The 13,030-nt window shown below is 72.7% G+C and carries 9 protein-coding genes; 6 read left to right on the forward strand and 3 right to left on the reverse strand.

Annotated features, from left to right (window positions below):
- The first annotated feature begins 33 nt into the window (after positions 1-33).
- From OTB19_RS20255 to OTB19_RS20270, 4 genes are all read left to right on the forward strand, one after another.
- Positions 34-1,233: an ATP-grasp domain-containing protein gene (locus tag OTB19_RS20255; RefSeq protein ID WP_267799736.1), complete on the forward strand. Its 1,200-nt coding sequence runs from the start codon at positions 34-36 to the stop codon at positions 1,231-1,233.
- A 42-nt stretch (positions 1,234-1,275) separates the two neighbouring features.
- A complete protein-coding gene (locus OTB19_RS20260) occupies positions 1,276-2,532 on the forward strand; it encodes an ATP-grasp domain-containing protein (RefSeq protein ID WP_267799738.1) in 1,257 nt (418 codons plus the stop codon).
- A 53-nt stretch (positions 2,533-2,585) separates the two neighbouring features.
- Complete coding sequence (locus OTB19_RS20265) at positions 2,586-3,851, forward strand: MFS transporter (RefSeq protein WP_267799739.1); 1,266 nt, start codon at positions 2,586-2,588, stop codon at positions 3,849-3,851.
- 102 nt (positions 3,852-3,953) lie between these two features.
- Entirely contained in the window at positions 3,954-5,330 is a 1,377-nt protein-coding gene (locus OTB19_RS20270; RefSeq protein ID WP_267799740.1) for a hypothetical protein, read from the forward strand.
- A gap of 100 nt (positions 5,331-5,430) precedes the next feature.
- On the opposite strand, the gene OTB19_RS20275 is transcribed toward OTB19_RS20270, so the two are convergent.
- Entirely contained in the window at positions 5,431-6,795 is a 1,365-nt protein-coding gene (locus OTB19_RS20275) for an FAD-binding oxidoreductase (protein WP_267799742.1), read from the reverse strand.
- A gap of 39 nt (positions 6,796-6,834) precedes the next feature.
- Positions 6,835-7,782 carry an ArsR/SmtB family transcription factor gene (locus OTB19_RS20280; protein ID WP_267799786.1) on the reverse strand — a complete coding sequence of 316 codons (948 nt, stop codon included), beginning with the start codon at positions 7,780-7,782 and terminating at the stop codon, positions 6,835-6,837.
- A gap of 112 nt (positions 7,783-7,894) precedes the next feature.
- Here OTB19_RS20280 and OTB19_RS20285 point away from each other — a divergent pair, with 112 nt between their 5' ends.
- On the forward strand, positions 7,895-9,121 hold the full coding sequence (locus OTB19_RS20285) for an MFS transporter (protein ID WP_267799743.1): 1,227 nt from the start codon (positions 7,895-7,897) through the stop codon (positions 9,119-9,121).
- A 20-nt stretch (positions 9,122-9,141) separates the two neighbouring features.
- Complete coding sequence (locus OTB19_RS20290; protein WP_267799745.1) at positions 9,142-9,987, forward strand: siderophore-interacting protein; 846 nt, start codon at positions 9,142-9,144, stop codon at positions 9,985-9,987.
- A 172-nt stretch (positions 9,988-10,159) separates the two neighbouring features.
- Here the strand turns inward: OTB19_RS20290 and OTB19_RS20295 are convergent, their stop codons facing one another.
- Complete coding sequence (locus OTB19_RS20295) at positions 10,160-12,640, reverse strand: dolichyl-phosphate beta-glucosyltransferase (protein ID WP_420716873.1); 2,481 nt, start codon at positions 12,638-12,640, stop codon at positions 10,160-10,162.
- Positions 12,641-13,030: the final 390 nt, after the last annotated feature.

Here is a 13,030-nt window from a genome sequence, read left to right on the forward strand (position 1 = left end):
CCCACGACACCGCTCCCCCTGGAAGGTTCCGAGATGGCTCCGCGCATCGCCCTGCTGGGCGGCCGACCGAGTGTGTTGAAGTCCGCGTCCGACCTCGGTTGCGACGTGGTGCTGATCCAGACGCCGGGCGTGTACGACCCGGAGGCCGCCGCCGCGTTCTGCGTACAGGTCGTCGACACTCCGCTCGTCGACCAGGAGGCGGCGGTCGCCGCCGGTCGCAAGGTGTTCGCCGAGCAGCCGGTGGTGCGGTTCTTCTCGCCCGCCGAGCTGGGGCTGGTCGCCGCCGCCCGGTTGAACGAGGAATTCGGCCTCGGCGGCAACTCGGTGGAGACCGTCCGGCTGCTCAAGGACAAGGCCGCGATGCGGCGGCGCCTGGCCGAGGTGGGCCTCTCCCCCGTCCGCTTCCGTGTCGTGGAGAGCGAGGCGGAGCTGCTGGAGTTCGTCACCGAACTCGCGGGCCCGGTGATGATCAAGCCGTTGGACTATGGCGGCAGCCGCGACGTCCACCGGGTCGAGGGGCCCGACCGGGTCCCGGAAATCTGGCGGAAGGTCGAGGCGGTCGGGCGCAGCCGCATGCTGGCCGAGGAGTTCCTGTCCGGTCACGAGGTCAGCGTCGAGGGCTTCTCGCAGGACGGCGTCCACTCTGTCGTCGCGGTGACGGACAAGCTGCTGGGCGAGGGCGGGTCCGGGTTCATCGAGGCGGGCCACTCCGTCCCGGCCCGGGTGGACGAGGCGACCCGGCAGGGGATCGTGGACCTGACGGGGCGGCTGCTCGACGCGGTCGGTCTGGTCGAGGGGCCCTCGCACACCGAGATCATGATCACCGATGCGGGTCTGCGGATCATCGAGTCGCACAACCGTGCGGGCGGCGACAACATCCCCGAACTGGTGCGCCTGGCCTACGGCGTGGACCTGGTCCGGGCCGCGGTGGCGGTGCCCCTCGGCCTGGAGGCCTGGGACCCCGAGGTCCCGGAGGCCACCGCGGGCGCGGCGATCCGGTTCCTGCTCGCCGAGCCGGGGGTCGTGACCGACGTCGAGGTGCCCGCCGAGGCGGAGGAGGGCGTCACCCTCGGCATCCAGGCCGTGCCCGGGACCGTGGTGCCCCCGCTCACCTGGTCCGTGGACCGGGTTTGCGGCCATGTGATCGCCGTCGGCGCCGATGCCGCCGAGGCCGTCGCCCGCTGCGAGAAGACGGTCGCCGCCATCGAGATCAGGACCAGGCCGGTCGGCTGACGCGGCTCCGTCACACGTCCACATCCACAGCTGAGGTAAGTAATGAGTGGTGACACCGTTCCCCGTACGGTCGTGATCGTCGACGCGTACGCGAGCGCACGCTGCCTGGCGCCGCTGTTCCGGGCCCGGGGCTACACCTGCGTCCACGTGCAGAGCACCCCCACGATTCCGCCCGCGTACGAACGGAGCTTCCGACCGGAGGACTTCGTCGTCAACATCGTCCACGACGGGGACGTCTCCCGGACGGCCGCGGCGATCGCCGCGCACGGCCCGAAGGGGCTGGTGCCCGGCGTGGAGCGGGCCGTCGTCCTCGCCGACCGGCTGAGCGAGGAACTCGGCCTGCCGGGCAACGGGACCGCGCTGAGCGCGGCCCGCCGCGACAAGTACCGCATGATCGAGACGGTCAGGGAGGCCGGAGTCCCCGGCACCGACCAGGTGCTGGCCGCCGACCTGGACACCCTGCTGCGGTGGTACGAGAAGGCCGACGGCCGTGTGGTGCTCAAGCCGGTGAGCAGCGCGGGCAGCGACGGCGTCCACTTCTGCGACACCGTCGAGGAGGTGCGGGCGGCGTTCGACGCCCTGCTCGGCAGCACGAGCGCGCTGGACCAGGACAATCACGCGGTGCTGGCGCAGGAGTACCTCGTCGGCAGCGAGTACATCGTGAACACGGTGAGCCTGGACGGGCGGCACTACGTCAGCGACATCTGGAAGATGCACCACCTCAGCGCGAACGGCGTGCGGGACCTGCCCGCGGGCGCCGAGCTGATGACGCGTCACGGGGTCGAGCAGGAACAGCTGGTGGAGCACACGCTGCTGGTGCTCGACGCCCTGGGCATCCGCAACGGCCCGGCGCACACCGAGTTGAAACTGACGCCCCGGGGCCCGCGGCTGGTGGAGACGGGCACCCGTGTCTGCGGCGCCGACGTGCACGTGCCCGTCGAGGCGGCCATCGGCGAGAGCCAGTTGGACTGGACCGTCGACGCCTGCGTCGATCCCGAGCGGTTCGCGCAGCGGTGGGAGAGCGGCTACGAGCTGAACCGGCACGCCCGGGTCGTCAACATGGTCTCGCCCGCCGAGGGCCGGCTCGCCGGGTACCCGAGGATGGCCGAGCTGCGGGCGCTGGAGAGCTTCCACGACGTGCTGTTCCGCGTCACCCCCGGCAACCCGGTCTTCCGGTCCGTCGACGACTGGACGTTCCCGCTGCGGGTGTACCTGCTGCACGAGACCGCGAGCACCGTGGCCCGTGACGCGCTGACCGCGCGGTACATGGACGGGGACGGCTTCTACGACATCACCTGAGACGTCTTGGCCGGCGGTCACCTCCCGCAACCGCACCCCACTTTTGGAGATCCATGTCCTTCCTGCGCCCTCGGTTTCCCGGTGAGCGCGCCCTGGCCGCCGGGATCGCGATCGACGCGACCGGCAACGGGATGTACGTCCCGTTCAGCCTGGTGTTCTTCCTCCACGTCACCGGATTGCCGCTGGCGCTGATCGGCCTGGTGCTCACCGTCACCGGGCTGATCGGCATCGCCGCGCTGCCGGTGGCCGGCATCGCCGTCGACCGCTTCGGCGCGCGGAGGGTGCAGCTCTTCCTGTACGTCCTGCGCGGGCTCAGTTTCGCCTGCTTCCCGCTCGCCCACTCGCTGCCCGCCTTCGCCGCGGTGGCGATGCTCGCCGCGATCGGCACCCGGGCCTTCCCCGCCGCCCTCCAGGCCAGGATCGGGGAGCTCGTCGACGGGGAGAACCGGGACCGGATGCAGGCGCTCAGCCGCAGCCTCGGCAACGCCGGGCTGGGCGTGGGCACCCTGATCGCCTCGCTGCTCATCGCCACGTCGGGGGACTCCGGCTACATCGCCGCCGCCTTCCTGAACGCGGCGAGCTTCCTCGTCGCGGCGGTGTTGGCCGCGCGCACCCCGATCACCGTGCCGGCCGCCCGGTCCCGGGCCGACAAGCGCGGGGGGTACCGGCTCGTCGCCAAGGACCGCCCGTTCCTGACGCTGACCCTCGCGAACCTGCTGGTGGCGTTCGGCTACACCTCGCTCAGCGTGCTGTTGCCCGTGTACGCCGTCGACTGGCTGCACCTGCCGCAGGGGCTCACCGGTGTCGCGTTCGTCGTCAACACCGCGCTCTGCGCCACGGTCTCCGTGCCGGTCGCCGCGTTCGCCCGGCGCCGGTTCACGACCCGGACCCGGGCGGCGGCGGCCGGGGCGGCGCTCTTCGGGACCGGTTTCATCGGGCAGATCGTGCTCGGCACGCTGCGCCCGGAGAACGTGCAGGTGCTGTTGGCCGGGCTGCTGGCGGCCGTGATCGTCATGACGGTGGGCGAGATGGTGCACAGCACCTTCTCGGGCTCGCTGGCCCAGGCGGCGGCGCCGGAGGCACTGCGCGGGCGGTACCTCGCCGGATACCAGCTGTCCTGGTCCCTGGCGTACGCCCTCGCGCCCACCGTGTTCACGGCCCTGATCACCCTCGACGGCCGGCTGCCCTGGGTGCTGGTCGCGTCCACGACCCTGCTGGGCGCCGGTCTGCTCCTGCGCGTCGAGCGCTCCCTGCGTCCGGACGTCGTCGCGTTTCCCGCGCCGCCCGTCGAGAGCAAGGCGGCTGCGGCGAGCCGCTGAACGCCGTGCCGGCCCCGGAGCCGGCACGGCCGATCGGCGCACGCCGATCACCACCTGACAGCCAATCGACCCACATCGCACAGAAGTCAGAAAGAGGTTCGCATGGATCGCGTCGCCTTGACCGAGGAGTACCTGGCCGAGCTGGCCGGCGGCAACCTGAAGACGAGCGAGCTGCTGGGAGGGCTGCCGCAGAACAAGATCCTCAACAGCGACAAGCCCAACGGCATGGGCCAGTGGCTCTCGCGGCCCCTGTTCCTGGGCCGCGACGAGCACACCCGACTCGCGGGTGACCTGGACAACCTGCTGAACGCCCTGTCCAGCCTCCCCGACCGCCTCTTCGGCGGGGACTTCGCCGCGTTCGCGAGCGCGGGCGGCCTGAACGAGGTGCAGGTCGCCGCCGTCATGCGCAACCGGGGCGCGAGGATGACCCGCCAGACCCGGGCGGACCTGATCTGCGACGAGGCCGGCTTCAAGCTGCTGGAGTTGAACATCGGCAGCGCGGTCGGCGGCATGGACAACGTGGACGTGTGCCGCGAGCTGCTCGCGCACCCGGTGCTCGCGGAGTTCGCCGAGCGGCACGGGCTCACCTTCATGGACTCGCTGCGCGAGCAGGTCAACAACATCCTGGTGGAGAGCGGGTTCGCTCCCGGGGACCGGCCGGTGGTCGCCCTGACGGAGTGGCCGAGCGTCTTCGAGGACGAGATCCCGTACATGACGCAGCTGTGCGAGCGCTGGGGCGAACTGGGCCTGGACGCCTCCCCCTGCCACCTCGGGCAGTTGGAGGTGCGCGACGGTCGGGTGTGGCTCGGCGAGAAGCCGGTGGACATCATCGTGCGCACGTTCCTGATCCGGGACCTGCTGACGCCCGGGGCGGAGGAGCTGACCGCGCCGGTCTTCGACGCGGCGAACCGGGGCGAGGTCAAGATCTTCACCCCGCTGGACACCACCGCGTACGCCAGCAAGGGCGCCCTCGCGATGCTCTCGGACGAGAACAACCGCGGTCTGTTCAGCGCCGAGGAGCTGGCCAGTCTGGACCGCATCCTGCCGTGGACGCGGATGGTGCGGCCGGGTCTGGTGACCCTGGAGAACGGCGAGCGCGTCGACCTCGTCTCCTACGCCGTGGAGCACCAGGCGGACCTGGTGCTGAAGCCGACCTCCCTGTCCGGCGGCAAGGGGGTCGTGCTCGGCTGGTCCGACGACCTGACGCCCGAGCAGTGGCGGGAGCAGGTCGACCTGGCGCTGGAGAGCCCGTACGTCATCCAGCGCAGGATCCGCTCCGTCCTGGAGTCGGTGCCCGTGGACGAGGACGGCACGCTGGGTCGGTTCCGGCCGGTGTGGGGCGTGGTCACGGGTGTCAACGGCTTCACCGGCGCCAGTGTCCGGGCCATCCCGGAAGCCGCCGGGGACGTCGTGGTGAACGTGGTGAACGGGGCGCACGTGGGCGGCGTGCTCCACCAGACGGCCGAGTCCGGCGCCTGACCCGGCCCACCGGTCTCGTCGGCCCCCGGCTCCGTGGTGACACGGTGTCGGGGGCCTTCGCGTGCGGTGGGCCGGTCGGTCGGGACCCGCCCTCGGGGCGTCAGTCGTGGTCGGGGAAGAGGGTGTGCGGGCTGAGCAGGTGGTCGGGGTCCAGGGCCGCCTTCACGGAACGCATGACGGCGATGTCAGCGGCGGACCGGGTGAGGTGCAGGTGGCGGGACTTGGCCCGGCCGATCCCGTGTTCGGCGCTGATGCTGCCGCCGACGGCGGCGACGCGGCCGAGCACGGCCTCGGTGACCGCCTCCTCGTCGTCGGGCGCGACGTCGAGGAGGTTGACGTGCACGTTCCCCTCGGCCAGGTGGCCGAAGAGGTACGGCGTGGCCCGGCCGGCGAGCAGGGCGGGCAGGTCGGCGGCGAACGCGGGGAGGTCGGCGAGGGGGACGGTGACGTCCAGTTTCAGCGGGATCCCGGCGGCGTTCAGGGACTCGGTGTGCCGTTCGCGGTAGGCGGCGAGCCGGCGGCCGTCGGAGGCCGTCCGGGCGACGGCCACCTCCCGTGCGGGCGCCTTCTCCAGTGCGTCGGCGAGTTCCTCGGCCGGGTCGCGGCGGCCCGCGCACTCGACCAGCAGGTAGACGGGGTGGGTGGTGCGGAAGGGGGCGGGGAGTCCACTCGTGGCCAGGACGAGGGCCAGGCCGTCGGCCGTGAAGAACTCGACCAGTTCGAGGGATTCGAGCCGGCGGAGGTCCGTCAGGAGGGTGACGGCGGCGTCGAGCGAGTCCAGGGCGAGCAGGGCGGTGACCCGTCGGGGCAGGTGCGGGACCAGCGCGAGTCGGGCCCGGGTGATGACGGCCAGGGTGCCCTCGCTGCCGACCAGCAGGCCCGTGAGGTCGTAGCCGGTGTTGTCCTTGGGGAGACCGGCCAGCCGGTCCAGGACGCTCCCGTCGGCCAGGACCGCCTCCAGTCCGACGACGTTGGCGCGTGTGGTGCCGTACCGCACGACGCGTTCGCCACCCGCGTTGGTGGCGATCATGCCGCCCAGGGTGGCCGAGTCCCGGGAGGCCAGGTCGACCCCGAACTCCAACTCCCGCGGGGCGACGTGCCGCCGCAGCGCGGCGAGGGGGACGCCCGCGCCGACCGTGACCCGGCGCGCGGCCACGTCGATCGGGCCGAGTGCGGTGAGGCGGCGCGTCGAGAGGACGACCTCGGTGCCGGAAGGGTCGGGGACCGAGCCGCCGACCAGGCCGGTGTTGCCGCCCTGCGGGACGATCGGGACGCCGGCGGCGTGGCACAACCGCACCACCTCGGCGACCTGGGCGGTGTCGGCGGGGCGCACCACCAGCCGGGACCGGCCGACCCAGCGGCCGGTGAAGTCGCTCTCGTGGGAGGCGCGCAGTGACGGGTCGGTGAGCACGTGGGCGGCCCCGACCACGGCCGAGAGGCGGGTGGCGAGCGGGTCGGGTTCCATGGGGGTCGGTCGGTCCTCTCGGTCCTGGGGGCTTGCCGATCAGGTGGGGGCGCCGGCGAGGATGGACTCCCCGACGGAGGTGCGGGCGTAGAGCACCGAGCGTCCGGCCCGGTGGGCGCTGACCAGGCCCGCGTCGCGCAGCGCCGTGAGGTACTGGGACACCCCGGCCGTGGATATGCCGGTGCGGTGGGCCAGTTCGGTGGTGGAGGCGGGGGCGTCCAGCTCGGTCAGCAGCAGGGTCCGTGAGCGGCCGAGCACGGCGGCGATGGCGTCGGTCCGGGCGACGGGCCGGGACTCCCACAGCGGGCCGATCCCGCGTGCCGGGTAGGCGAGTTGGGGCGGATCCGGCAGTCGTACCCGGGTCAGGACGCGGGGTCCGGCGAAGGCCGAGGGGACCAGCAGCAGGCCCGCGCCCGCCGTCTTGCGCGTCAGGGTCCGCTGCCTGCGGACCATCCGCAGGCCGTTGTCGACCCAACTCAGCGACACGTGGAGTTCGTTGAAGAGGCGTCCGGCGCCGTGCTCGGCGACCTGCCGGGCCCGGTGGAAGACGTCGGCTTCGAGCACGGTCCGGATCCGGGCCCAGTAGGGGGCGAGCGCCAGTTCCCAGTACGCCTCGATCTCCTCGCCGACGCGCGCCAACTGGGGCCGCGGCTCGGCGTACAGGGCCCGCAACCGGGGCCCGCGCGAGCTCATGTGCTTCTCCAGGTGGTCGAGGTCCTGGCGGACCCGGTCGTCCGGCTCCTCCCGGATCGCGGCCAGTTCCTCCGCGAGGGTGGGCGCCGCGCCGGGGGGCGCGGGGGTGAGGAAGTCGGGGAGGTAGCGCGCGGGCGGGATCAGCTCGGCGAGCCAGCCCCGGTCGAGGCCCGCCGCCTCGACGCGCGGCCGCACCTGTTCGATCCAGGGACCGTGCACGGGGTGCGCGAGGCCGGATCGCAGGAGCCGGAAGCTGGTCACGACCTCCCACATCGGCGAGACGGCGAACCGCATCTGCGCCAGGTCACTTGCCGAGAACGCCAGTTCCGCCACGACAACCACCCCATGGATTCAAGCATTTCTTAATCAATGGCCATCAGCGTACAGCGGCGGGAGGATCCGGCACATGCTCTCCACCTTCAGTGGGCTGCCCCGCACAGCCTGGATCGTCTTCGCGGGCACGATCGTCAACCGACTCGGTTTCATGGTCACCCCCTTCCTGGTCTACTACCTGGGATCGCGCGGGATCAGCACCTCCGACGTCCCCTACGTGCTGGGCGCCCTGGGGGCCGGCAACCTGGTCGGCCCGCTCCTCGGCGGTTTCCTGGCCGACCGCAGCGGCCGGCGCGCGACGATGGTCATCGGTCTGGTCGGTGTCGCCGCCTCGCACGGCCTGCTGTTCGTCGCCCCGAACCTGCTGAGCCTCATGCTCACGGCCGCGCTCCTGAGCGTCACCGGCAGCCTCGTCGGTCCGGCCGCCTCCGCGCTGGTCGCCGACGCGGTCGACAAGGACCGGCGTCGGGCCGCGTTCTCGCTGGTCCACTGGGCGGTGAACATCGGCACCGCGGGCGCCGGCATGCTCGGCGGGTTCCTGGCCACGAAGGGCTACTGGCTGCTGTTCACGGTGGACGCGGCGACCTCGCTCGTCTACGCGGTGATCGCGGCCACGATGCTGCCCCGGGGAACGGGCCCGAAAGCGGCCGGTCCCCAGGCCGGCGCCGGCGGGGCCGGTTACGGCGTGGTCTACCGGGACCGTCTGATGCGGGCCCTGCTGCCGCTGTTCGCCACCTCCGTCGCGATCTACTGCCTGATCGAGGCGAGCCTGCCGCTCGCCATCCGCGACGACGGCCTCTCCCCCACCGTCCTCGGCCTGATGTTCGCGCTCAACGCCGCGCTGGTCGTCATATTGCAGCCGATCGCGACGGCCGTGCTCGCCGACGTGAAGCCGCTGCCGGTCTACGTCTCGGCCAGCGTCCTGGTCGCCCTCGGCGTCGCGCTGACCGGTGTCGCCGACACCCCCTGGGCGTACGCCGGTACGGTGGCGCTGTGGTCCCTCGGCGAGGCGTCCCTCGGGGGTCTGCACTCGTCGATCATCCAGAGCATCGCCCCGGAGGACGCACGGGCCCGCTATCAGGGAGCCTTCCAGTGGTCCTGCGGCATCGCCCGGTTCACCGCGCTCACCGCCGGCACCGCGGTGTACGCCCACGCCGGTCCCGCCGTCCTCTGGTGGATCGCCGCCGTGGCGGGCGTGGCGGCCTCCCTCACGGTCGGCGCCCTCGGCCCCATGATCAACCGCCGGCACGCCGCCATCGAACTGGCCGCCGCGTCGGACTCCGCGCCCGTCGCCGGCTGAACCACCGAAAAGGAACAGCAATGCCTGAAGCACAACCGAGGAAGAGGGTCATCCACCGCGGGCGGGTCCTGCGGACCGAGCGGATCGCACCCGCGATGGTCCGGATCGTCCTGCACGGCGAAGGGCTCCGTGAGTTCAGCGCCGGGCGGTTCACCGACCACTACGTCAAGATGCACTTCCCGCCGCCGGGCGTGGAGTACGCCGACCCCACCGACATCCCCGCGATCCGCCGCGACCACCCGAGGGAGGAATGGCCGCGGACCCGGACGTACAGCGTGCGCGGTTGGGACGCCGAGACCGGGCAGCTGACCATCGACTTCGTGGTCCACGGCACGGCCGGCGTGGCGGGCCCCTGGGCGGCGGCGGCCCAACCGGGCGACGAGGTGGTCTTCTCGGGTCCGGGCGGCGGCTACGCCCCGGACGCCGAGGCCGACTGGCACCTGCTCGCCGGGGACGAGAGCGCCCTGCCCGCCATCGCGGCGGCCCTGGAGGCCATGCCCGCGGACGCCGTGGTGCGTGCGTTCGTCGAGGTGGACGGCCCGGCGGACGAGCAGCCGCTCGTCTCGCCCGCCCGGGTGGAGACGACCTGGCTGCACCGGGGGGCGCGGCCCGTCGGCGAGGCCCTGGTCGAGGCGGTGACGGGACTGGAGTTCCCCGCCGGATCGCCGCAGGTCTTCGTGCACGGCGAGGCGCACTTCGTCCGGGAGCTGCGCCGGTACCTGCGGGTCGACCGCGCTCTCGCGCCCGCTTCGCTGTCGGTGTCCGGCTACTGGCGCAGGGGCGCGGACGAGGAGGCCTGGCAGGCCACCAAGGGCGAGTGGAACAGCGATCCCGTCCCCCCCGCCGCACCGGCCGGCACCGGCTGACCGGCGGCGCCGGAGTCCGCACGGCCGGGAGAGCCCGTCACACGTGCCGTCGTGTGCGCGGGCGGCGCCTCCGTGCACGCGACGACGGGGCCCGCCCCCGGGTGGGGGCGGGCCCCGCGGGCCGTGTGGGTCATCGCCGTGGCGGCGGTACGGACGGGCGACGCCGGGCGGGTCAGGAGGAGGCGACCTGCCAGATGAAGCAGTCGGCGACCTTGCGCGGTTCCTGGTCGAGCAGCGCGGTGAGGGTGCCGCGCAGCTCGGGGGCGCGGTCCTGGGTCACGGGAAGGACGATCAGGCCCGCCTTCCAGTGGGCGAGGTCCGCACGGGCCTGGTCCCGCATCGGCGGGGGGATCTCCGAGGGGCCGTCCGCGCCCCGGCGGACGTCGCGCAGCAGGTCGGACAGCATGCGCGGCTTCGCCCCGTAGATCCCGACGCGGTCGGGGCCGTCCGGGCCGTTGAAGTAGCCGCCGGCCAGCTTGAAGCCGAAGCCGGTACCGCTCTGCCAGCGCAGCGCGGCCGCGGAGCCGGGGTCGGGGAGCGGCACCGGGACGAGGGAGCGGCCGTCCTCCAGGTAGTCCTTGTAGTGGCCCTCGGCGATGAACGCCGGCACGGGCTCGCGGTCCGCGGTGACGAGCGGGAGCGGCAGGATCGGCACGAGCGCGGCGGCCACGGCCAGGTATCCGACGACGCGGTGCTCGCGGGCCCGCAGGCCCCCGATCCGGTCGAGGGCCAGGGCGATCAGCATGCCGAAGACCGGCGCGCACACCATCGCCACCCGGCCCTCGATGACCGATTCGAGCAGGGGCAGGTGCCGCAGCAGCGCCCAGGGGGCGGGCAGGGTGACGTCGAACTTCTCGATGCGGACCTGCGGGCCGAGGGAGAGCACGGCTGCGGCGAGGGCGGTGAAGCCGAGGGCGCGGACGACGGGCCGGCGCCACAGCCAGAGGGTGATCCCGGCGGCCAGGGCGAGCAGCGGCCAGCCGTAGAAGGCGTTCTGCTCGGTGGTGTTCAGCGAGAGCTTGCCGGCCGTCTCGGCGTCGCCGAACAGCGAGCGGGCCGAGTGCTCGGCCAGGGCGCCCAGCGGGTTGCCGGCCCCGCCCTCGCCGTGCAGCACGGAGTGGTAGCTCTGCGGCCCGAAGAACTGCCAGGCCAGGGGGAAGGCCACCAGCGGCACGGAGACGATCGCGGCGATCGCCAGTCCCTCGCCCAGCGGCCGGACGGCCGCTCGGGCGGCCTCGCGGTCGTACAGCGCGAAGACGAGGGCGAAGATCAGCATGCCCATCGCCGCCAGCAGGAACGGCTCCTCGCCCAGGAAGACCTGGTACGCGGAGAACAGTCCCAGCAGGATGCCGTCACGGACGACGTTCCTGCCCTCGCAGAGCCGCAGGGCCCGGTCGATGATGACCGGGATCATGAAGAGGACGACGAAGTTCGGATGCGCGTTCGCGTGCGAGACCATCGGCGGCGCGAAGGCCGCCAGGGCCCCGCCGACGGCCGCCGCCCAGCGTTTCTCCGTCAGCCGCCGGTGGATCAGCCAGTACCAGGCCCAGGCCGTCGCGGCGATGCCGAGGGTGAACACCAGGGCGAGGGTGATCGTGGGGCCGAAGAGCAACGTGACGGGGGTGAGCGGCACGGACAGGCCGAGCATCACCGTGTTGCCCATCAGGTTCACGCCGTCGGGCATGTTCTGGAAGTCGGTGAACAGCGGATTCCGCAGGTGCGCGACATTGTCCGCGGTGACCCCGAAGAACCATTCCCACTGGTTCTGGTCCTGGAGGGAGTGGGCGAGGATCGCCCCGTCCGGATCCGCCCACAACCCCTTGTAGAGGAAGAAGGCGGCGAACAGGTACAGCGCGGCCACGAGGATGCCGTGGGCATTGAGGCGGACCAGTTCGCCGAGGGTGCGCACGTAGTCCGGGAACCGGACCTTGGAGCCGTCCTGGTGGGCCCAGCGGACGGGTACCTCGGCCACGGGCCACCCCTTGCGTCGGAAGTACTGGAGGATCTCCACGTCGATGGCCCAGCCGTCGAGTCGGGAGGCGCCGAAGGCGGCGCGGGCCTGGTCCCCGTCGAACAGCTTGAATCCGCATTGGGTGTCGCGGATGCCGCGTACGGCCACCAGCCGGATGACGCGGTTGCCGGTCCAGCCGAGCACCTCGCGCAGCGCGCTCTGCTGCCGCTCCACGGTGGAGTCGCGGTGGGCGCGCGAGCCGATGGCGGCGGCGAGCCGCGGGTCGTCGGCGAGCGTCTTCTCCAGCCCGGCCAGTTCCTCCATCGGCGTCGACAGGTCCGCGTCCATGACCAGGACCCGGCGGCCCAGCGAGGTGCCCACGCCGAGGCGCAGCGCGCTGCCCTTGCCCTTGTTCTCCTCGGACCGGACGAGCCGGATCCGGTGCTCCCGCACGCCGGCCTTCAGCGCGATGGCGGTGGTCCGGTCCGGGGAACCGTCGTCGACGACGATGACCTCCCAGTCCTCCGGGCCGCTGCCGACGTGTGCGTCGAGGTAGGCCCGGACCTCCTCCAGGGTCGGAGCGAGACGCTCCTCCTCCAGGTAGGCCGGGATGACCACGGACAGGCCGACGGACCCCGGTCCCTGGTCGACGGGCTGACCCGTGATGGTCGCACCACGAGGCCTGAGTCTGTCGTTCTGCACGTGCAAGCCATTCGTCGAGTTGTCCCGTTCCACCGGGAGATGCACGGCGACCGCGCGGGTGACGGGTCCGAAGCCACTGCGTGCGTCCGCCGCGGAGACGGCGCGGGGAATGGCCCTCGGACCACGCCGACCGTTCCGGTCTTCATGACGGTGCCGGGTCTACCCCGCGGTGTGACGCATCGTCCCCCCTCGGAGCGACTCCGGCTGTCTGTTGTTCGCAGCGGAACGGGCGGACAGCCCGACCAATATAGATCAGCCCTCGCGGGGGCCACCCACGCGTCGCGGCCTTCGGGTGCCGGTGCGCCGTCGACGCGCGCCGGGAACGGGGCCCGCCGGGGCCGGGACGGGCGGGTCGGGCCGTGAGGCGTTCCTCACGGCCCGGCCGGCCCG

Origin of the sequence: Streptomyces sp. H27-H5 (assembly GCF_026627505.1) — a bacterium.
In the GTDB taxonomy this organism is placed as follows: domain Bacteria; phylum Actinomycetota; class Actinomycetes; order Streptomycetales; family Streptomycetaceae; genus Streptomyces.

Bases quoted from the DNA above. Each gene is read 5' to 3' on its own strand.
- OTB19_RS20255 (WP_267799736.1), top strand. From the start codon at position 34: ATGGCTCCGCGCATCGCCCTGCTGGGCGGCCGACCGAGTGTGTTGAAG.
- OTB19_RS20260 (WP_267799738.1), top strand. From the start codon at position 1,276: ATGAGTGGTGACACCGTTCCCCGTACGGTCGTGATCGTCGACGCGTAC.
- OTB19_RS20265 (WP_267799739.1), top strand. From the start codon at position 2,586: ATGTCCTTCCTGCGCCCTCGGTTTCCCGGTGAGCGCGCCCTGGCCGCC.
- OTB19_RS20270 (WP_267799740.1), top strand. From the start codon at position 3,954: ATGGATCGCGTCGCCTTGACCGAGGAGTACCTGGCCGAGCTGGCCGGC.
- OTB19_RS20275 (WP_267799742.1), bottom strand. From the start codon at position 6,795: ATGGAACCCGACCCGCTCGCCACCCGCCTCTCGGCCGTGGTCGGGGCC.
- OTB19_RS20280 (WP_267799786.1), bottom strand. From the start codon at position 7,782: ATGCGGTTCGCCGTCTCGCCGATGTGGGAGGTCGTGACCAGCTTCCGG.
- OTB19_RS20285 (WP_267799743.1), top strand. From the start codon at position 7,895: ATGCTCTCCACCTTCAGTGGGCTGCCCCGCACAGCCTGGATCGTCTTC.
- OTB19_RS20290 (WP_267799745.1), top strand. From the start codon at position 9,142: ATGCCTGAAGCACAACCGAGGAAGAGGGTCATCCACCGCGGGCGGGTC.